At 69.3% G+C, this 20,772-nt stretch carries 16 protein-coding genes; 12 read left to right on the top strand and 4 right to left on the bottom strand.

The features are described 5' to 3' along the window. Positions 1 to 30 precede the first annotated feature (30 nt). The gene (locus ACFY2X_RS06260; protein WP_389933090.1) at positions 31 to 3,426 is read right to left on the bottom strand and encodes a phosphodiester glycosidase family protein; all 3,396 of its coding nucleotides are present in this window, start codon (positions 3,424 to 3,426) and stop codon (positions 31 to 33) included. A 667-nt stretch (positions 3,427 to 4,093) separates the two neighbouring features. Between ACFY2X_RS06260 and ACFY2X_RS06255 the strand changes: the two genes are divergently transcribed. After that, positions 4,094 to 6,505, top strand: a complete 2,412-nt coding sequence (locus ACFY2X_RS06255) for a M4 family metallopeptidase (RefSeq protein ID WP_389933087.1) — start codon at positions 4,094 to 4,096, stop codon at positions 6,503 to 6,505. A gap of 132 nt (positions 6,506 to 6,637) precedes the next feature. Here ACFY2X_RS06255 and ACFY2X_RS06250 read toward each other — a convergent pair whose 3' ends face one another. Then, on the bottom strand, positions 6,638 to 8,365 hold the full coding sequence (locus ACFY2X_RS06250; protein ID WP_389933084.1) for a S8 family serine peptidase: 1,728 nt from the start codon (positions 8,363 to 8,365) through the stop codon (positions 6,638 to 6,640). Between the two features lie 443 nt (positions 8,366 to 8,808). Between ACFY2X_RS06250 and ACFY2X_RS06245 the strand changes: the two genes are divergently transcribed. The 10 genes from ACFY2X_RS06245 to ACFY2X_RS06200 all read left to right on the top strand — a co-directional run bounded on the left by ACFY2X_RS06245 (position 8,809) and on the right by ACFY2X_RS06200 (position 19,092). Then, a complete protein-coding gene (locus ACFY2X_RS06245; RefSeq protein WP_389933080.1) occupies positions 8,809 to 8,955 on the top strand; it encodes a hypothetical protein in 147 nt (48 codons plus the stop codon). 427 nt (positions 8,956 to 9,382) lie between these two features. Continuing rightward, a complete protein-coding gene (locus tag ACFY2X_RS06240; protein ID WP_389933077.1) occupies positions 9,383 to 10,813 on the top strand; it encodes a DegT/DnrJ/EryC1/StrS family aminotransferase in 1,431 nt (476 codons plus the stop codon). Then, on the top strand, positions 10,810 to 11,976 hold the full coding sequence (locus ACFY2X_RS06235) for an MFS transporter (RefSeq protein WP_389933074.1): 1,167 nt from the start codon (positions 10,810 to 10,812) through the stop codon (positions 11,974 to 11,976). Before ACFY2X_RS06240 ends, ACFY2X_RS06235 begins: the two co-directional genes overlap by 4 nt. A 15-nt stretch (positions 11,977 to 11,991) precedes the next feature. Next, positions 11,992 to 12,969: a sulfotransferase gene (locus ACFY2X_RS06230; RefSeq protein ID WP_389933071.1), complete on the top strand. Its 978-nt coding sequence runs from the start codon at positions 11,992 to 11,994 to the stop codon at positions 12,967 to 12,969. A gap of 26 nt (positions 12,970 to 12,995) precedes the next feature. Next, positions 12,996 to 13,823: an SDR family NAD(P)-dependent oxidoreductase gene (locus tag ACFY2X_RS06225; protein WP_389933068.1), complete on the top strand. Its 828-nt coding sequence runs from the start codon at positions 12,996 to 12,998 to the stop codon at positions 13,821 to 13,823. Continuing rightward, positions 13,820 to 14,680 carry a class I SAM-dependent methyltransferase gene (locus ACFY2X_RS06220; protein WP_389933065.1) on the top strand — a complete coding sequence of 287 codons (861 nt, stop codon included), beginning with the start codon at positions 13,820 to 13,822 and terminating at the stop codon, positions 14,678 to 14,680. The genes ACFY2X_RS06225 and ACFY2X_RS06220 overlap by 4 nt, the downstream gene beginning before the upstream one ends. A gap of 56 nt (positions 14,681 to 14,736) precedes the next feature. Next, the gene (locus tag ACFY2X_RS06215; protein ID WP_389933062.1) at positions 14,737 to 15,582 is read left to right on the top strand and encodes a family 3 encapsulin nanocompartment shell protein; all 846 of its coding nucleotides are present in this window, start codon (positions 14,737 to 14,739) and stop codon (positions 15,580 to 15,582) included. 9 nt (positions 15,583 to 15,591) lie between these two features. After that, positions 15,592 to 16,908 (top strand): NAD(P)/FAD-dependent oxidoreductase, encoded by a 1,317-nt coding sequence (locus tag ACFY2X_RS06210; protein ID WP_389933059.1) that lies wholly within the window; start codon positions 15,592 to 15,594, stop codon positions 16,906 to 16,908. A gap of 65 nt (positions 16,909 to 16,973) precedes the next feature. After that, positions 16,974 to 17,693, top strand: a complete 720-nt coding sequence (locus ACFY2X_RS06205; protein WP_389933055.1) for an aspartate/glutamate racemase family protein — start codon at positions 16,974 to 16,976, stop codon at positions 17,691 to 17,693. A 175-nt stretch (positions 17,694 to 17,868) separates the two neighbouring features. Further along, positions 17,869 to 19,092 (top strand): beta-ketoacyl-[acyl-carrier-protein] synthase family protein, encoded by a 1,224-nt coding sequence (locus ACFY2X_RS06200; protein ID WP_389933052.1) that lies wholly within the window; start codon positions 17,869 to 17,871, stop codon positions 19,090 to 19,092. A gap of 50 nt (positions 19,093 to 19,142) precedes the next feature. Here the strand turns inward: ACFY2X_RS06200 and ACFY2X_RS06195 are convergent, their stop codons facing one another. After that, a complete protein-coding gene (locus ACFY2X_RS06195; protein ID WP_389933050.1) occupies positions 19,143 to 19,469 on the bottom strand; it encodes a hypothetical protein in 327 nt (108 codons plus the stop codon). A gap of 321 nt (positions 19,470 to 19,790) precedes the next feature. On the opposite strand from ACFY2X_RS06195, the gene ACFY2X_RS06190 reads away from it, so the two are divergent. Beyond that, entirely contained in the window at positions 19,791 to 20,360 is a 570-nt protein-coding gene (locus tag ACFY2X_RS06190; protein ID WP_389933048.1) for a hemerythrin domain-containing protein, read from the top strand. A gap of 21 nt (positions 20,361 to 20,381) precedes the next feature. Here ACFY2X_RS06190 and ACFY2X_RS06185 read toward each other — a convergent pair whose 3' ends face one another. Then, the gene (locus tag ACFY2X_RS06185) at positions 20,382 to 20,600 is read right to left on the bottom strand and encodes a hypothetical protein (RefSeq protein ID WP_389933045.1); all 219 of its coding nucleotides are present in this window, start codon (positions 20,598 to 20,600) and stop codon (positions 20,382 to 20,384) included. Positions 20,601 to 20,772: the final 172 nt, after the last annotated feature.

The raw sequence follows: 20,772 nt of genomic DNA, 5'->3' as shown, positions 1-20,772 counted from the left end.
GATCGCACCGGCCCGCGGGATCAGGCCTGGTCAGGCCGCCGCCCGCGCCGACAGCGTGACCGTCGACTGCCGGGTGACGCCGTTCACGGTGACCGCGATGACGATCTGTCCCGCGCGCAGCGCCGTGAGCGTCCCCGTCGCCGGGTCGAACACCGCGATGTGCCGTGGCTTCGCACCGGCGCGGGTGCCGATGTGGAGGTTCGGAGAGCCGGACCAGTCCGCCGACACGGGGTAGGCGACGGGCACCGTACGGGTTCCCTGCGACAGGGTGGCCGAGACGTGACCGGGCGTGCCGGCCTCCACCGACGTGGGCGCGGTGAGGGTCAGCTCATCGACGTGGGGACGGACCTGCGTGCCGATCCAGGCCGGTGCGTCGACGAACCAGTTGCGCCGGACGTGCGCCGCCTCCCGCTCGGTCACCGGGTCGACCCCCCACAGCGACCAGCCGGTGAAGCCGCCGTCGTCGGCGGCCGTGGCCGGGTTCTTCCCGGAGTTGCCGTTGATGAAGTACGGCACGGCGTCGACCCGGGAGGCGTGGAAGGTCCCGACGTGCGCACCGATGTAGGCGGCTCCCTTGCCCGTGGCGCGCTGGAAGTCCGCGAGCCAGCCCTCGATCAGCGCGGCCTCCTTCCGGTCGCCGAGCTGGCTGCCCTTGCCGGGCGTCGGATCGCGCGGCGGGACGTGGAACAGCACGGCGACCGAGCCGACCGACGGGTCCTTCGCCGCCGCGTCGAGGCGGTCGCGCAACAGGGTCACCTGCTCGAATCCCCCACCACGGACGTTCAGCCGCGAGGTGTCGAGCGTCACGAAACGCGTGCCCTTGTGGTCGAAGGTGCCGTACGTGTCGCCGAAGACCGAGGTGAAGTTGTCGATCTTCCCGCCCATGACCTCGTGGTTGCCGGGCACGTAGTGGTAGGGCAGCTCACCGCGGAGTTCCTCGTCCAGGATCCGCTTGGCGAGCGCGAAGTCCTCGGGGGACGCCTCGTCGACGAAGTCCCCGTTGATGAACAGGAAGTCGGGCCTGGCCGCCTTGATCTCCCGCAGGGTACGGCGGGCGTTGGCGACGATGTCGCTGTCGGGGGCGCGCGCCACGAACTGCGCGTCGGACACGACCGCGAACCGCCACGGCATCGCCGCCACCGCGGCCCCGGGACGGACCACCGGGTCGGCCGTCTTCGGGGCCGCCGGAGCGGTCACCGACGGCGGCACCTTGGCGACGAGCCCGTCGACGGCGATCTCGCCGTTGTACTTCTGGTCGGCCCTGGTCTCGGCGACGTAGAAGCGGCGGAGCCTCAGCGGGTAGTTCACCCCGGCCGGAACCGCGAACTCGACGAACCGCCAGCCGGTCCAGGTGAGATAGGGACCGCGCAGGATCTGCGACTGCCCCTGGGCGTCGTAGAACTCCAGGCTCGGCCATTCCCCCTTGCCGCCGGAGTGGATCCAGAGGCCGAACGCCTGCGGCTGGCCCGGCACGACGATCTGCCGGGGCGGGCTCGCGTAGGCCGCGCGCGTCGCCGTCGACTGCGTGAAGTCGTAGGCGAGCTTCAGCCCGCCACCGTTCTGGCCCGGCGTCGCCGACAGCGAACCCGTCGCACGCGCGGCGGCGAACGTCCACGACCCCGCGTCCTCGAAGTCGGCGACCGGGACGTCCTCGTACCCGACGGTCACCGGCACCGCGACGTTCGAACCACCGGCCCGCACGGTCACCAGACCCGATCCCGTCGCCTTCTTCGCCTTCACCGTGAAGAAGCCGTGCTCGGAGGGGGCGACGTCGAGCAGGTCTGTGTCGTAGTCGAGCCGCACGTCGGCGGGTTCGACGGGCGCGGAGTTGCCGTTGCGGTCGTAGCCGACCACGCCGAACGTGCCCGAGGCGCCCGCGCCCGCGAGGCCGACCCGGTCCGTCGTGGTGCCGATGCGCGCCAGGGGCTGCAGGACCGTGAGGTCGATCTCGCCCTTCGCTCCGTCGCGTGAGGCGGTGACGGTCGTCTGCCCGGGCAGCAGCGCGCGGAAGGTACCGCCGCGGTCGACGTGCCCGTGCACCGCCTGGCTGGTCCGCCACGACGGGGTGCCCGCCGCGGGGCCGTACGTCTCGTCGTATCCCGTCGCGGTGAGCTTGCGGGTGAAGCCGGGGAACACGCGATCGGGGCGTCCCCCGCCGGCCGGGCCGACGCCCGGCGCCTTCGCCGGGTCGCTGGCCGTCTCCACCCAGAAACCCCTGAGCCTGCCGCTTCCGGCGGGGGCGTAGAGCGCGAGGCCGTTGGGGACGTGCCGCTCGCCGCCGTCGGAGGGACTGTTCTCCACCTGCACGTCGGCCGAGCCGGGCTCGCGGGCGAGCATCGTCGAGGAGCCGCCGCCGTCGAGGTTCAGCGCGTTGTGCGCGCCGAGCTCGGCCATCATCGCCCCCAGCTCGGTGAGCGTGACGCCTCTGCTGTCGGCCTGCCGGCCGTCGACGGTCAGCAGATACATCTTGCGGCCGTCGGCGGAGAACCCGACGGCGGTGCGCGGGTGGGCGGCGTTGTCGGTCGAGGTCTGCGCGACGCCGTCCTTGACGAGGATGTGGCTGCCGCCGACGGCCGTCTTGACCTCGCCGCCGTCGGAAGGTTTCGGCCGGTACCTCACCTCGACGCGGTCGCCCTGCTTCAGCCCGGCGAGCGCGGCCGCTCCGGCGTCCCGGCCGAGCAGGATCGTGGTGCCCGCCGGGATCGGGCCGCTGCCCGCGGAGGCGCGCACGTCGGTGACGACGCCGTTCTGGAGTACGGCCTCGGTGACCGAGGCCGCGCCCTCGACCGCGCGCCCGCGGTCGTAGGAGCCCCACAGCGGGGTGAACAGCCCGACGCCGCCGCTCTGGACGAGCTGGTTGAACTGGGTCAGCGTGATCGGGGCGCCGCCGCCGGGCGTCGCGGTGCCGTCGAAGTGCATCTGCAGCACCCGCCCGACCCCGTCGGCGGTCACCGCGACGGCGTTGTTGTGGCCCGCGATCGGAGTCTGGACGAGATCTCCGTCGTGGATGCCGATGCCCTGCGCGGCGCCGGAGTTGTTGATGTCGAAGAAGTCGCCGTTGACGGCGGCGACGGCCCGCGACCGCTTCGCCGGCCCGGACAGCGGCTCGGTCTTCGACACCTCCCCGGAGTACAGGTAGTCGACGCTCGCACCGCCGGTGAGGTCGGCGGCGATCGCGTCGGCGCGCAGCCAGCCCGCGGCGTCGTAACGGTCGAACGAGGTGAGCGTGACCCCCGGCGCGACGGGCCGGGTCTTCTTCGCCGTCTCCAGCTGCCTTCCGCCGGGGGCGACGAGCAGGGTGGAGCGGGCCGGGTAGGACGACGCCTGCGGCGCGTCCTCTACGAGAGTCTGCTGTGGCGGCGGATCGGCCTGGGCGGGCGCCACCGCGCCGAAGGCGAGCAGCGGGGCGAGCAGGGCCGTGGCCACGATTCGGGGATGGTGTCTTGGGGGCACGAGCGAACTCAACCGCGTAATGGTTACAAGTTTCAAGACTCTCTGGTGTCTTAAAAGAAAATTTCAACCCCTGGGAAGACACCGGTCGCCACGAACGACGTCGACGCGTTTCATGCAAGTTCGCCCGATTCGCCTTGGCGCGGACGGTCGGACGTCTCGGTCCGGCTTTCGGCCCCGCGGACCGCGACGACCACAAGGCCATGCGACCGATGGTTACACGCTCATTACGGCACGCGGACTCACCAGATCCACCCCTTTCGGCCTGGAATCGCCCGGCGACGGCCAAGGCCACCCCGAAGCCATGCCGAAGCCATACTGAAGTCCCATCAAAGCGATCAAGGTCGCCCTTGAATCAGGCCGAAGCCTCACTGAACAGGCGATGAGCGATAAATCATGAAATGCAAGACAAAACTGTGAATTTCACATTATTGACTGGAATATTGACGGCTTCGCCTGGAAGGCGTCAAATTCCTCTCAGCCCCACCAGCAGTACTGGCGAGCCTCTCCGCCCCGCCGTACAACGAACGTCAGCGCGCGGCGTTCGTGAACGCGCAAACGAGGCCTCGCTTCCAGGCAATTCGGCGGACCACGGCTGCCCCCGAAAAACGTCGTGGCCGTCGCTCAGCAGAAGGAGCACCGCGTGAAACGCTCTGTCGCGTTTGCGCTAGTGGCCACGGCGACAAGCATGGTCGTGGCCCTGTCCACCGCATCGGCCGGAGCCACCGGACTGACCGTCCTCGCCCCCTCGATCGTTCCTCCCGACACCCCAGCCCAGGCCGCGGACCGCCTCGTCGCAGCGGAACCGGACATCCTCCAGGCATCGGACAAGGACCGCTTCCTCCGCCGCAGCACCATCGCGGGCAAGGGCGGGCTCAACTACGTCTCCTACACGCGAACCCATGCCGGCCTGCCGGTTCACGGTGGCGACTTCGTCGTCGTCACCAACTCCAGCGGCGGCGTGCTGAGTACGTCGATCGCCCAGACCGAGAAGCTCACCGTCGGGACCGTCCCGAAGGTCAAGCCGGAGAAGGCCGCGGAGATCGCCAAGGCTGAGATCTCCGAGGCCGCCGAGGTCTCCACGCCGCAGCTGTCGGTGATGGCCGAAGGCTCCGGACGACTGGCCTACGAGGTTGTCGTGAGCGGCAGGAACAAGGGCCGCGAGAGCAAGCTCCACGTCTTCGTCGACGCCCTGACCGGCGAGATCGCCGAGAAGTCGGACGAGGTCATGGACGGCCAGGGCGCGAGCTACTACAACGGCCCGGTCACCATCGGCACCACGCAGTCCGGCGGGACCTTCTCCCTGACCGACCCCGCCCGCACGGGCATACTCTGCGGCGGCCAGAACGGCTCCGCCTACACCGGCCCCGACGACAACTGGGGCAACGGCACGGGCACCGACCTGGAGACCGCCTGCGTGGACGCGCTTCACGCGGTGGGCAAGGAATGGGACATGCTGCGCGCCTGGCTCGGCCGCAACGGCATCAACGGCACCGGCGGAGGCTTCCCCGCCAGGGTCGGTCTGTCCGACGTCAACGCCTACTGGAACGGCAGCTACACCAACTTCGGCCGCTCCCAGGACGGCCAGCGCCAGGCGACCCCGATCGACGTGGTGGCGCACGAGTTCGGCCACGCCATCTTCCAGACCACGCCCGGCGGCTCGACCGGCAGCAACGAGAAGGGCGGGCTCAACGAGTCCACCGGTGACATCTTCGGCGCGCTGACCGAGTTCTACGCCAACGAGCCCGCACAGTACGACCCGCCGGACTTCAGCGTGGGCGAGGAGGTGAACCTCGTCGGCAGCGGGCCGATCCGCTACATGCACAGGCCGTCGCAGATCTCCGGCAACCCCGACTGCTACTCCTCCTCGGTGCCGAACATGGAGGTGCACGCGGCAGCCGGCGTCCAGAACCACTGGTTCTACCTGCTCGCCGAGGGAACGAACCCGACCGACGGCCAGCCGGCCAGCCCGACCTGCAACAACTCCACCCTCACCGGGCTCGGGATCCAGAAGGCGGGCCAGATCTTCATGGGCACGCTGAACCGTAAGACCTCGACCTGGACCCACCAGCTCGCCCGCAGGGCCTCGCTGGAAGCCGCGATCCAGCTCTTCCCCGGCTCCTGCACCGAGTTCAACGCGACCAAGGCAGCCTGGACCGCGGTCAGCGTTCCCGCCGCGGCGGGCGAGCCCGCTTCGTGCTCCGCGGGCAACGACTTCTCCATGACGCTCAACCCGACGTCGGCGACCGTGCAGCCGGGCCAGCAGGCCACCACGACGGTGAGCACGCAGACCACTTCGGGCAGCGCGCAGAACGTGACGTTCTCGGCGTCCGGCCTGCCCTCGGGCGCGACCGCCTCCTTCAACCCGGCGTCGGTGACCTCGGGCGGCTCCTCCACCCTGACGATCTCGGTTCCGGCCGGCACCGCGTCCGGCACCTACAACGTGGTCGTCACGGGTGACGGGGCCAGCGTCGACAGGACGGCTCCCTTCACGCTCACCGTCGGCTCCACGAGCAACGTCGTCTTCAACGACACGTTCGAGACCAGTCTCGGCTGGACCGCGAACGCGGGCGGCACCGACACCGCCACCACCGGGGCGTGGGAGCGCGGCGACCCCGAGGCGACCAGCTCCTCGGGCACGTCCCTCCAGCTCGGCACCACCGTCAGCGGCTCCAACGACCTGGTCACCGCTCGTCTGGCGGGCGCGTCCGCGGGTGAGAACGACGTCGACGGCGGGGCGACGAGCATCCGCTCGCCCGAGATCGTGCTTCCCTCCGGCACGCTGACGTTGACCTTCTCCTGGTACCTCGCCCACCTCAGCAACGCGAGCAGCGCCGACTACTTCCGGGTCCGTGTGCTCTCCGGCAGCACCAGCACGCAGGTCTTCCAGCAGCTCGGCGCCGCATCCAACCGCGCCGGTGCATGGCAGGCCGCGACGGTCAACCTGTCCAGCTACGCCGGGCAGACCATCCGCCTCCAGATCGAGACCGCCGACGCCTCGACGGCGAGCCTCATCGAGGCCGGAGTCGACGACGTGAGGATCACCAGGTCCTGACCCCGTCTCTCCAGCGGCCCCGGCCCTTTCCAGGCGCCGGGGCCGCGCCACGTCCGAGGCCGCCCTCCGGACTCCGGTGACACGCGAACGGGCGCCCGGCCCACACCACGAGGGCCGGGCGCCCGGATCAGGTCAGCGGACGGCCCTGAGGGCGTCGACGATGCCGAAGCCGTAGAAGCCGTTGCGGAACCCGCTCCCTTCGCAGACGTGCGTCGCGGTCACCGTGGTGCCGTTCGGCAGGTGCCGCGTGTAGGTGTACGCGGCCGGGTCGGGGCAGGCCGTCCTGGTGGCGGACGCCTTGAGGGCCGTTTCCACGACGGCCGGGCTGAGCGTCTTGCCGCCGTGCTCCCGGTCGCGGTGGCCGAACCTGCTGACGATGAGCGCGGCCACGCCGGCGGCGCGCGGCGAGGCCATCGAGGTGCCCTGGAGGTACTGGTAGTAGGCGCAGACGGTGTCCTTGCAGTCACGGACCACGTTGGCGACCTTGGGCGTGCCGTCGGGGTTCAGCTCACCGCGCTCCTCGGCGAGCGCCTTGGGGTAGGCCGACAGCGTCGCCTTGGTGACGTCGCGGGTGTTGCCCGGCGTGTCGTAGACGTCGCCGCCGGGCGCGGAGACGTCGGCGTAGCCGTTGCCGTAGCTGGAGAAGTAGGACTTGCGCTTGCTGACGCCGAGCGAGGAGACCGAGATCACGTGATTGCCCTCGGTCGGCATGGAGAGGCAGCTCGTCGGGATCGTGCGGGAGTAGGGGGCCTCCCCCGGCACGCTGGCGAAGTCGGGGCTGGAGGCGTCGGTGAGTTCCTTGGTGTAGTCGTTGCCGCTGTTGCCCGCGGCCGCCACCAGGGTCACGCCCCTCCGGTGGGCATAGTCGAGCGCCCGCTGGGTGGCCTTGATGACCGTGGCCTGCTCCAGACGGTCGGCGGGAGAGTCGGCCGGGTTGTCGGTGCAGTTGAACAGCCACGGATCGATGTAGTAGCTCATGTTGACCACGTCGACGCCGATGTCGCCCGCGTAGGTGAGCGCGTCCACGCTCGGCTGCAGGAAGAACAGGCCGGAGTCCTGCCCGACCCGCAGGTTCACGACCGAGACCTTGGGCGCCACGCCCGCGACGCCGAGCTGGTTGATCGGTGAGGCGATGGAGGACGCCACGTGCGTGCCGTGGCCGTCCTCGTCGACGTCGGCCGGGTCGTTGCAGGAGTGGTCCGGCTCGGCCTCGCACGGGCCGTCGACCTCGGCGCCGTTGGCGTCGGCCGGGATGTCGACGGTGAAGTTGCGGCTCAGCTCGCGGTTGAAGTTCGGCGCGATGTCAGGGTGGGACCCGTCCACACCTGTGTCAAGAACGCCGACCAGCACGCCGGGGTCACCTTGCCGGTACTTGTGGGACCCGTCGGCGGTCGCGTGGATCTGCTTCATGTCCCATTGCAGCTCCGACAGCGGCTCGGCGGCGGGTGCCGGCTTCCCGGGCGTGGCGCCGGCGGGCGCGCCGTGGCCTTCCTTCTCCACCGCCCTGGCCTCGATGGCCTGACGCACCGCGGCGCTCGACCGGGTGGCCTTGGGCACGCTGCCGATGGACCGGTTGTGGGCGACGCCCTCGATCGAGGCACTGGCCCGCACCGCGGTGACGAAGTCGGCGTTCGTCGTGGTGACCGTGGCGACGCCGACGGCGTCGTTCTCCCTGACGATGCTTCCGCCCGCGGCCTGGACGGCCTGCTGGGCCTCGGCGAGGTTGGCGCCTTCCTTGTAGAGGACCACGTACTCGGCCTCCGCACCCGGCTCGGCGCCCACCTGCCGAGCCTGCGCCGGGGTCACCAGCGCGGCCGCTGTGAGAGCGGTAGCGGCGGCGACGATGATGACGCGTTTCACACACACCTCCGTGTCTCTGAAGATCCTCCAGACAATGTGGATTCACGGGCGGCGTTAATCCACAGGAAACGAAAATCGCCATCAACGCGTAATGAACCCGGGGTTTGACAGGCTTCACCGAACGGGTGACGACATGCGGCCGCATAACGGCCCGATCCTCGTCAATTCGCCTTGCGGATTTCGCCCCCCGGTCCTCGGGTTTTCGCTCACCAGAAGCCGACATGATGCCTCACAGTGAGAGATAACGGACATACCGAGCATGTCATCCATTTATGTGACTCTTCACACGATAGGTGAATCAATGTCGAACACAAGGTGAAATCCGACAATGGGAGTGCTTGCCCCATCAGGGCGCACATCTCCCATTTTTTAACAAACCACCAGCATCTACGGACACGCACGGCGGAGGCTTGCCGGAAGCTGTCCAATACTACCTTTAATGCATGTCCGAAAAAGACTTCCCGGCATCAGTGCAGGTGAATTTAAATAAACAAAACAGCCAATTACCTACTGGAATTGTCAGGAAATTTCTGCCCATTGACACCTTCGAGGCATTTGGAGATCCTTTAAGCGATTTTATTGGCTCCTAGCACGATCAAGGCGCCCACCAGGTTCATTTATTGGGCGCCTCGGGGTAGTTGACCCATCGCGGCTTCCCGATGATCGCCAGCGTCGTTTCCGGCCCACTCGCCGCCCGGGTCCACCGGCGTGACCTCACCCGCCCTCGGGCAGCGCAGAAGTTCCCCACCACCAGCAACCGTCAAGACCGGACCGCCACACGGGGGCGGGTCGGTGTCCTGCGCCCACGCGCCGCCACCGCGGCGAAGCTCGGCCGTTCCCAGCCCTGCGACCGCTGGCAACCCAGCAGGAGTTCACCGTCGTCGCGTTCAACGTCGTCGACATCCCGACCATCACGGCGCCCGGCCCGGCCCCACCACGACGCCGGGGGCGGTGACCCATGTCCACCCATGTGCCATCAACGGGAAAGCCCACCAGCCACAAGCAAGGAGCCCGACGGTGAACAGGAAAAAGGAGGCTTTGGCGCCGGCCCAGCCATTGCAGGAAACCGAGGACGCGCGGCTTGCCGTACATGGCGGCAGTCCCGTTCGGCGCGCACCTTGGCCGACCTACGACAAAGGGGCCGTCTTCATCCACCCCGAAGACGAAGAAGCGGCGTTGCGCGCCATTCGCAGTCACCTCTATTTCCGCTACGACTACCGAGCCCAGCAGGAAACCGAATGCGGCAGATTCGAGGAGAAATTATGCCGCTATTTCGGGACCAAACACGCGCTGGCCGTGTCGAGCGGCACCACCGCACTCGCACTCGCCATCATGGCGGCGGGGATTCCGCCGGGTTCTCTGATCGTCTGCCCCGGCTTCACCTTCGTCGCCACGCCCAGTGCCATCGTGCTCGCCGGGTGCAAGCCTCTTCTGGTGGAGGTGGACGAGAACCTCCACCTGGACCTCGCCGACCTGCGCCGCCGCTGGACGCTCGAGATCAAGGGAATCCTGGTGGTCCACATGCGCGGCTTCGCGGCCGACATGGAGGCGTTGACACGCTTCGCCGCCGAGATGGGCGTTCCGGTGTTCGAGGATGCCGTGCCGGCCCTCGGCGCCGAGCTGAAGGGCCGCAAGCTCGGCACCTTCGGCCTCGCGGGCGCCTTCAGCAGCCAGTCCGACAAGTCGCTCAACTGCGGTGAGGGCGGTTTCCTGATCACGAACGACAGCGTGCTCTTCGCCCGCGCCGTCGTGCTTTCCGGTGCTTACGAAGGGCGCCTCCGGCGGCATTTCCCGGATGGCGAGCCGCCGATCGGCACCGACCTCGACCTGCCGCTGCTCAGTTTCCGCATGGACGAGATCCGCGCGGCCCTGCTGTGCGCCGAAATGGAGCGGCTGCCGATCCGGCTGGAACGCTTCCACCGCAACTACTCCTACGTGGCCGCGGCGCTCTCGGACCTCCCCCAGATCGAGATCCGGCAGCCGGTGGCGCCCGGTGCCTACCTCGGCGAGGCGTTCATCTTCCGCGTGCCGGGCGGGAACGCGAAATGGTTCGCCCACGCGCTCTGCCGCGAGGGCATCGACGCGCGCAATCTCGGCTCCGACGAAGACACCAACGTGCGGGTCTTCTGGAGCTGGCTGTTCCTGTTCGGCACCAAGGACGTCACGAAGATCAAGGCGCTGCTGCCGGACACCACGCGGTATCTGGAGCAGGCGGTCGACATTCCCCTGTCCTCCAGCCTCTCGGCCGAGGACTGCGATCAGCTGATCGCGGGGGTCCGCAAGGTGGCGGGCGCCATCGGATCGGACCGGAACGGGCCGGAACCGGCACAGGCCGTCGTGGGCGACGATCGCGGGCACGCGCTCGAGGGCCGGGAGGCAGGCTTCCCGCAGGAGTCGCCGCCGGCCGCCGGCGCGGCCGACGTCGCTCGGACGAGGCCGCAGCGATGACGAAGCCCGAAGAAGAGAGCACGGTCCCCCGCCGCGCCTTCGTCGGGATCTTCGGAGGACTCTTTTCCGGTTACATCGGCCTCACCGCGGCGATTCCGGTACTGCCGGGCTTCGTCCGGGAGAGCTTCGGCGCCGCCGACTTCACCGTCGGGCTGGTGGTCACGGCGACAGCGCTCACGGCGCTGCTCGTCCGGCCCGTCTCCGGCCATCTGGCAGATCGGTACGGCCATCGTCTCGTCATGCAGATGGGCGCGCTGATCGTCGCCGTCGGCGGTGTGCTGTACTTCCTGCCGCTCGGACTGGCCGGCCTCATCGCCGTCCGCCTGCTGCTCGGCGTCGGCGAGGCGTCGCTCTTCACCGCGGGTGCGGTCTGGACCGTGTCGCTCGCGCCGCACAGCCGCCGCGGGCAGCTGATCGGGCTCTACGGCGTCAGCATGTGGGGCGGGATCTCGGTGGGAACCTTCCTGGGCGCGGCGCTTCAGCCCTTCGGCTTCGGGGCGGTGTGGGGTTTCAGCATCGCCGCCGGGCTCGTCGGTCTCGTGCTGATCAGCTCGGTTCCCGCGCCCTCCCGCTCCGGCCGGCCGAGTGGCGGAGGCGGCCTGCTCCTGGGCCCGGCATTGCTGCCGGGGACGGCGCTCGCGCTCGCCGCCGCCGGCTACGCCGGTCTCGCCGCCTTCGTCGTTCTTCACCTGCAGGCTCGCGGCATCCAGGCGGGCGTCGCCGTGCTCAGCGGCTTCAGCGCCGTCTACGCCGGTACGCGCCTGTTCATCGGCCATCTGCCGGACCGGCTCGGGCCGCGGCCAGTGGTGATCTGGTCCGGCATCGGCGAGGCCGTCGGCCTTCTGATCATCGCCCTGGCACCGAACCTGCCGATCGCCGTGTTCGGCGGCCTGATCATGGGAGTCGGGTTCTCGCTGCTGCACCCGTCGCTCGCCCTGATGGTGATGAACCTGACCGACAAGTCGAAGCAGGGAGCCGCGATCGGCGCTTACACCTCCTTCTGGGATCTGGGCCTGAGCGTCTGGGGACCGGTGATCGGGGTGGTCGCGACCGGCTTCGGCTACCCCGCCGTGTTCGTCGTGGGCGCCGTCTGCGCGGCGGCGGCCGTGGGCGTGGCGCTGTGTGTTCGCCAGCCGAGCGCGCAGCCGACGGCCACGGGCTGAGTCGAGGAGCAAACCATGGACACGTCACCGCTCAAGATCCTCTGCATCACCGGATGGTGCCGCAACGGCAGCACCATCATCGGCAACATCCTCAACGAGATCCCCGGGTTCTTCCACGTCGGGGAGCTGCACTTCCTGTGGAAGAACTCCGCCGGCAGGGGCGTGAACAGCCTGTGCGGGTGCGGAGAGGTGCTGACCGGATGTCCCATCTGGTCGAAGATCATCCCGCTCGGCATGCCCGAAGGGGTTTCGCTGGAGGACTTCGCCGACACCGTCATCCGCCGCCAGCGTGCCTGCGTCCGGACGAGGCACACCTGGCGCGTGCTCGACCGCGGGCTGCACTGTGACGACATCCGCGAGCACGCCGACCTGATGACGCGGACCTACCATGCCATCGCCGAGCGGACGGGCTCGCGGGTGATCGTCGACACGACGAAGATCCCGGGTGAGGCGGCCCTGCTGCCACGCCTCGAGGGGGTGACGCCCTATTACGTCCATCTCGTGCGTGACCCCCGGGCGGTCGCCCACTCGTGGCGCGAGCCGAAACAGTACGTCTACGCCATGTCGTCCTCCATGAGCACGGCCTACTGGCACGGCTTCAACCTGGCCTCTCAGGCGATCACCCGGCGTCACCCGGGGCGGTCGCTCTTCCTGCGCTACGAACGGTTCATCGCCGACCCGGCCGGAACGATCGACGCGCTGCTGCGGTTCTGCGACGCGGACCCCGACGCCAATCCGGTGCGAGACCGGACGGTCGAGCTTCACACCAACCACACGGTCACCGGAAATCCGGATCGCTTCCGCACCGGCGTCACCGTCATCCGGGACCGGGACGACTCCTGGAAGACCGGCCTTTCGGTGTCCGCGAAGCTGGCGGCGGCGACGCTGTCATGGCCGCTTTTCCGGCGCTACGGCTACGGATACGACGGCACGCTCCTCGCCGGTCCGCGGCGAGCGGACGCCGCGACGCCGCAGGCGACCAAAGAGCAATAGGGCTCGGACGTAAAGGAGAAGAACGATTGGATCTGGGCCTTGAGAACAAGGTCGCGCTGGTCGTCGGCGGCTCAAGCGGCCTCGGCCTCGCCACCGCCAGGGAACTGGCCAGGGAGGGTGCGCATGTCGCGATCGGCGCGCGTGATCCCGACCGGCTCGCGGCGGCCGAACGCGACCTCAAGGAGGTGGCGCGCGGCCGCGTCCGCGCCACGAGTGTCGACGTCACCGACCGGGCGGCGGCACGCCGCTGGGTCGACGAGGTCGCCGCGGACTTCGGTGCGCTTCACATCGCCGTCGTCAGCGGTGGCAGCCCGCCGATCGGCACGGCCTCGCAGTTCGAGCTGGAGGAGTACCAGGCGGCCGTCGACAAGGTGCTCTTCTCCGCGGTGAACCTGGCCCAGGCGGCGGTGCCGTACCTCAAAGCCGCGGGGTGGGGCCGGCTGCTCTTCGTCGCCTCGGAGACGGCGAGCGTGCCCATACCCCCGCTGGCGCTCTCCGGCGTGACGCGCGCCGCCATCGTGCGCTTCGCCCAGGCCCTCGCCTCCGATCTCGGCCATGACGGCATCACCGTCAACGTGCTGGCGCCCGGCGGAGCCCGCACCCCGCCGATGGAGCGGGCGGCGGCCAAGCTGGCCGGGGACGGCGACGTCGAGGCCCAGCTGCGCGCCATGGGCCATCACAACGCCCTGGGCCGCCTCGCCGACCCGGACGAGGTCGCCGCCGTCGCGGCCTTCCTCGCCAGCGAACGGGCCTCCTTCGTCACCGGCGCGCTTCACCTGATCGACGGCGGCGCCAGCGTGACGGGGCCGGAACTGCCGCACCTCACGGCCGCACGCAAGGACACCTACACATGACGAACGCGAAGGAGCCTGTGATGTCGATGACCAGCCATGCCTACACCGAGCAGGAGGTCGGAGACTTCTTCGACCAGACCGCCCAGACGTATTTGAGCTTTTGGGACAGCGAGGGGGTCCTTCACACCGGTTATTTCGAGAACGACGCTGACGACGACTATCGTGCGGCCGCCGACCGGACCTCCGACATCCTGGCGGAGGACGCCGGGATCGACGGCTCGTCTCATGTGCTCGACGTGGGTTGCGGCTGCGGCAACTTCCTGATCCATCTCGCCGGGCGGTACGGCTGCCGCGGCGAGGGGCTGGACCTGAGCCAGGAGCGCATCAAGATCGCGCAGGGGCTGCTGGCCGGCCGTGACGGGCTCGACATCGAGTTCCGCCACGGCTCGGCGACGCGGATGCCGTACGAGACCGGCAGTTTCAGCCATGTCGTCAGCCAGGACGCGCTCTTTCTCGTACCGGACAAGCCGCGCAGCCACGCGGAGATCCATCGCGTTCTCCGCCCCGGCGGCGTCTTCGCCTTCTCCGACTTCCTCCAGCCCAAGAAGGAGATCGGTGAGCGTGCCCGCAAGCACGTCTACGACCGCGTGAGATGGAGCAGCGGTTATTCGCTCGTCGAGTACCAGGCCGCCCTGGAGAGCGCCGGGTTCGAGATCATCCTCGCCCGCAACCTCGAAAGCCACATCAGGCAGACCTACCGCGTGCTGGGGAAGACGGCGCGGGAGCGCGCCGAGACCACGTCGGACCCCGCGGCCCGGGACTGGATGCTGGCCTTCTCCGACTCCTGCGGGGAGATCCAGATCGCCATCGATCAGGGCGAGTTCGGCTGGGGAATCTTCGTTGCCCGCAAGCGCTAGACCGGACCATCACGAGCGAGGAAGTCATGCAGCGGACAGAAGGTATGAAGCGCACGATGGCGGAAGTCGTCGCCGAGCGGAAGAAGGAGCTGTCGCCGGGCCGGATGTTCGTCGAGGCCTGTGCCGCCAAGGGACTTGAGGCCTCCGTCGAATACGACGTGACGATCACCGACTCGTTGACGAGCTCGCGGCGGAAACCGCGTTATCCGGCGCGCAACATGCTCAAGGTCGTCGACCTCTCCAAGGACCCGCGGCAGTACTACTGGCACGAGAGCCCGCCACGGCCGGGCGATCCGAAGGTCCACGAGGCCGACCTGAGGCGCGAGGCGGCCAGCCGCTTCCACAAGTCGCCGATTCCGGAGCTCTACCCCACCACCGCGTGGGTCCAGGTCCCGCCGGACCTGTGGGAGGACGAGGAGACCTTCGAGTCCTTCGTCAACTACCGGCTGATCGTCCGCCTCGCCACGGCCGAGAACCACACGATCATCCGCGGCGAGGGCGGGCTGCTGAACATTCCGGGGATCGCGCGCATGACCTCGGAGGGCCCGTTCAGCTCGACGATCCTCGCGGCGTGCAACGAAGTGGAGCAGATGGGGGGCACTGCCGACGGCCTCATCATCAACCCCGTCGACTACTACAGGTTCATGGGGCAGGGCCGCCTGATGGACGACGTCGAGCAGAACGGCGTCTTCATCGTGCGGACGCGCCTGGTCGACCCGGGGACCGCGATCGTCGGCGACTTCGGGCACGGCGCTCTGCTGTTCGACGCGGGACGCTCGGTGATCCGTTTCGCCGAACCGCCCCCGGGCACCTTCGCCGAGCCCGGCCTCGCACTCATGGCCGAGATCTACGAGCGAGTCGTGATCAATCTTCCGACCAACTTCTTCATCGTGAGCCTGTAAGGACAGCGCATGCCGACGATGCTCCCCCCAGACGCGACGCCCACGCGGCACGATCCTGACGTCCTCGTCATCGGCGGGGGCATCGTCGGCCTGTTCTGCGCCTACTACCTGCGCCTCGGCGGCAGCAGTGTGGCCGTGGTCGAGCGCGGATCGGTCGGCGACCCCCTGGCCTGCTCCTACGGGAACACCGGCTTCGTCGGCACACAGGGCGCGGCTCCCCTCGCCGAGCCCGGTGTGCCGGCCCAGGGGCTGCGCTGGCTGCTGAATCCGGAAAGCCCCTTCTACATCAAGCCCCGCCTGGACGGCGAACTGCTGCGCTGGCTCTGGCATTTCCGCCGCGCCTGTAACGACCGGGACGCGCAGGCCACCTTCCACGTGCTGCTCGACATGAAGAAACGGAGCCTCGACATCCTGCGCGAGCTCTGCGCGCCGGACGGCCTCGGTTCCACCTTCACGGAACAGGGCATGGTGGTCGCGTTCAAGACGCCGCAGGGATTCGAGAAGGCCTGCCGTTCCGTGCCGCAAACGGTCGCGAACGGCGTGCCCCTGCGCGTCCTCGACCTGGGGGAACTGCGCGCGCTCGAACCGGGCACCGAGTTCGACATCCACGGCGCCCTGTACAACGAGGAGGGCGCCTACCTGCACGTTCCGGACTTCGTCCGGGAGTTCGCCCGGACGGTCGAGGACATGGGGGTCGAGATCCACACGCAGGCCGAGGTCACCGGCTTCGAGGTCGCGGGCCGCGAGATCAGGCAGGTCAGGACGACGCGCGGTGATTTCACGCCCCGCGAGACGGTCATCGCCGCGGGCGCGTGGTCCGCGGAGTGCGCCCGCAAGCTGGGCATCGGGCTCAGGCTCCAGCCCGCCAAGGGCTACACCATCACGGTCAAGGCACCGCACAACGCGCCGAGGCTGCCGATCCTGCTGGGCGAGGGGAAGGTCGCGCTCACACCGCTCGGCGACCGTCTTCGCCTCGGCGGGACGCTGGAGCTGGCGGGCATGGACAGCACCGTCTCCCGCCGCCGGGTGGACGGCATCCTGCGAACCGTCCGGTCCTATCTCCCACGGCTGGAGACCGCCGAGACCATCGAGGTCTGGAGCGGCTTCCGCCCCTGCACGCCGGACAGCCTCCCCTTCATGGGACGCGCCGACTCCTATCGCAACCTCTCCCTCGCGTGCGGCCACGGCCATATCGGCCTGGGTCTCGCACCGGTCGGGGGCAAGCTGGTCGCCCAGATCGTCACCGGCGAGCGACCCGACATGGATCTCGCGCCGTTTCGCGTCGGCCGCTACGGCGGGCGGGCGCCGCGCCGGCTACGACGGTAAGACGCCGCGGCGCGCACGCGTCGCGGCCACGAGATGGCAGGAACATCCGGCGGGAGAAGACGACCATGACAAGCGAAGCGGAAACGAAGCGTGACGCCGTGATCGGCGTCCTCTGCCTCGAGACCTCGTTCACCAAGATCCCGGGGCACATCCGCAACCGGACCACCTTCGACTTCCCCGTCACCTACAAGGTGGTGGAGGGCGCGACACCGGAGCGAGTGGTGAGCCAGGCTGATCCGAGCCTGCTCGAACCGTTCATCCGCGCGGCCCGGGAGCTTGAGGCGCAGGGGGTGGCGGCGATCACCGGAGCCTGCGGCTTCCTGGTCCTCTTCCAGAAGCAGCTGGCCGACGCGGTCACCGTCCCGCTCTACACGTCGAGCCTGATCCAGCTGCCCATGGTCCACCGCATGCTCCGCTCGGATCAGAAGGTCGGGCTGCTGGTCGCCAAGAAGAGCTCCCTCACGCGGCGCCATCTTGAGGCGATCGGCGGCGAACACGTTCCGGTCTGCGTCGCCGGCATGGCGGAGCAGCCGGAGTTCCGCGAGGTCATGCTCGAAGGGCGGCGCGTCGAGCTCGACGTCGACCGCCTGGGGCGCGAGGTGCTGAGCCAGGCCGAGAAGCTCGCACTGGACAATCCAGATATGGGGGCGCTCGTCATTGAATGCACAGATCTGGTGCCATTCGCACACGCGATTCAGGCACGAATCGGCGTGCCGGTCTTCGACATCGTGACGCTCACGGAGATGGTGTACCGGAGCCTGACACGCCGGTCCTTCGGCGGCTGAGGCGGCTGAGGCGGCTGAGAACGTCGTAGATTCCCGACAAATCTTCGCCCGCGAACTTCGTCCGGCACGACATCCGCGAAGGCGCGGACACCCTGGCAGCGTGGCTCGAAGTTGATCGATCCGCGCCCGGCGGGCGCGGAGGCGAACGTGTCGCCACGACGAAAAGGGGCATCCGATGGCGGTTGGCAAGGCTGATGTGCTGGTCACGGGACTGGGCGCCACCACGCCCCTGGGCGGCGACGTGGCCTCGACGTGGGCCGCGCTGCTGGCCGGGGAGTCCGGGATCGGCCCGATCGAGGAGGACTGGGCGGCCGGCCTGCCGGTGCGGATCGCGGGCCGGCTACGAGTGGAGCCCACCGACGTGCTCGATCGGGTGAAGGCCCGGCGCCTGGACCGTTGCGAGCAGATCGCGCTCATCGCCGCCCACGAGGCCTGGGCCGACGCCGGACGTCCGGAGGTGGAGCCCGAGCGCCTGGCCGTGGTCGTCGGCACGGGTACGGGCGGTGTGCTGAGCACGCTCGGCCAGGACGACATCCTGGAGGCCTCCGGCGTGCGGCGGGTCTCGCCGTACACCGTGCCCATGCTCATGGCCAACGGGCCCGCCGCCTGGGTCAGCATCGAGCTCGGTGCCCGGGGCGGGGCTCACACTCCGGTGAGCGCCTGCGCGTCCGGTGCCGAGGCGATCGCAATGGGACTGGACCTCATTCGCCTCGGCCGGGCCGATGTCGTCGTCGCGGGTGGCGCGGAGGCGTGCATCCATCCCCTCACGATCGCCGGGTTCTCCCAGGCCAAGGCGCTCTCGACCCGCAACGACGCGCCGCGGGAGGCGTCCAGGCCCTTCGACGCCGCACGGGACGGGTTCGTCATCGGCGAGGGGGCCGCCCTGGTGGTCCTGGAACGCGCCGAGTTCGCCATGGCGCGCGGCGCACGCGCCCACGCGGGGCTGGCCGGAGCGGGCATCACCTCGGACGCCCACCACATCACCGCCGCCCACCTGGGCGGGCAGGTGCGCGCCATGCGTCTGGCCCTGGCCTCCGCGGGCCTGGACCCGCTCGACATCGGGCATGTCCACGCCCACGCCACCTCCACCCCGACCGGCGACGTGACCGAGGCTCGATCGATCGCCGATGCGATCGGAACGCATCCGGTGGTCACGGCGACCAAGTCGATGACCGGGCATCTGTGCGGTGCCGCCGGAGCCATGGGGGCCATCGCCGCGATCCTCGCGATCCGCGACGGAATCGTCCCGGCCATCCGCAACCTGGACACCCTTGATCCTCAGGTCGAAATCGATGCCGTCGCCGGCCGGCCACGCCACGGCAGGCTGGCGGCGGCGCTGGCCAACTCCTTCGGATTCGGCGGCCACAACGTCTCACTGGCCTTCGCCTCCGCCTCCTGACGGCCACAGTCCGCCCAGAGAACCTCCGAGAACACCGCCTGCCCGGCCGCTCACCCGCCGAGTAGGCGTTTTCTCGAGCGGCTGCGCCTGACCACCAATATGACGAAACCGATCACGGCGGCCAGGGCGAACACCAGGCCGACCGTGGACAGGGTGATCAGAATGTCGAAGTGGTCGCCGTAGGAGCGCGGCGGGGCGGGATTGCCCGCGCCGTACTTGCCGACGTCACGGAGGTCCCCGGCGACCTCGCGGGCCGCGCCGCGGCCCCACAGCCCGATCCCGATGCCCGGCAGCAGGACGCTCAGCACCGCGCATACCGAGGGAACGGCATACCACCCGACATGCGGGCGAACGGCCGATGCCTGGAGGGATCGCATCGAATACCGCCTTTGAATGACTTGGGGAGGCCAGCGTACCGATCGGCGCGCATCCTTGAGCGGTGCGAATCAAACGCGACATCCCGGTCGGCGGGAACTGCCGCAACGGGACCGGGGTAATCAGACGGGTAGCGGGCGGAAAAGGATGGTTCCGTCCAGGAAAAGGATCGTTCCGTGGGGTCGTGCTGCTGCGCCGCCGCCGGTCCGGCCGTGATCTCCTCGGTGAGGCGGCAGCGCCGTGGATCTGCCGGGCGTCACGACCGGCGGCCGGCACCTGTCCGCCTCCCGTGAGCGACCTGCGCAGGTGGAGAGGAATCCGTGATGAGCACAGAACAGGACACGAACGTTGTCACCGTGCTGACCCGCGACCATCGCGAGGTGGAGGAGATCTTCAGCGAACTGGAGCGGCTGGGCGAGTCCGACCCCGAGCGCCGTGGGGAGCTGACCGAGAAGGTCATCACCGAGCTGGTGCGCCACTCGGTCGCCGAAGAGGCCTATCTGTATCCGGCGGTACGGGACCTGGTACCCGGGGGCGACCAGCTCGCCGACCGGGAGCTGGCGGAGCACGCCGAGGCCGAGCGGACCATGAAGGAGCTGGAACAGGTCGACGCCACCGACTCCCGGCACGCCGCGCTGCTGGCTCAGCTGATGGCCGAGGTCCGGGCACACGTGCAGGAGGAGGAGAGCGAGCTCTTCCCCCTGCTGAGCAGCCACGCCACCGCCTCCCAGCTGGCCGAGATGGGCCACAAGGTCCAGGCGGTGAAGACGATCGCACCCACCCGGCCGCACCCCGCCGCACCGGACACCCCTCCGGCCAACAAGCTGGTGGCGCCGCTCGTCGGCCTGGTCGACCGGGTGCGGGACGCCATCACCGGACGCGGCAGGAGCTGAGAGCGTCCCTCGTTCACGCCCTCACTGTGAGACAGGAGAGGGCACCGGCGCCAGCGGGCCGTCCTCCGTCATGGGGCCGGCGTTCTGGGGCGGGTAGACATGATCCAGCTCGTGACCGGGCGGGAGGACGCAGCGCCGGTCGGCCTCCGTGTGCGGGCACCGGAGCGCGTCGCTGCGGCGCGGTAGCGACTCCAGCTCTGCACGCCCGGATCCACCCTCATCGGCGAGGTCGTGAGTCATGGGCGCGTCTCCTCCTGTGGCATTCCAGTCCTGCGGCGTCCGAAACGGAACGATCCAATCGGAACTCCGAGCGGGCGTGACAGTCAGGATTGACTCACCGATCGGACGTCCGTGCGATGCAGCAATCTATCCCCATGAGTTACGGGTGCCCAGAACCGGCGATTTGACGCTG

The sequence above is a fragment of the Streptosporangium sp. NPDC000396 genome, assembly GCF_042898655.1.
Taxonomy (GTDB): Bacteria; Actinomycetota; Actinomycetes; order Streptosporangiales; family Streptosporangiaceae; genus Streptosporangium.
Note: the sequence above shows the minus strand (reverse complement) of the source record. Positions and strands in the feature narration are given on the sequence as shown.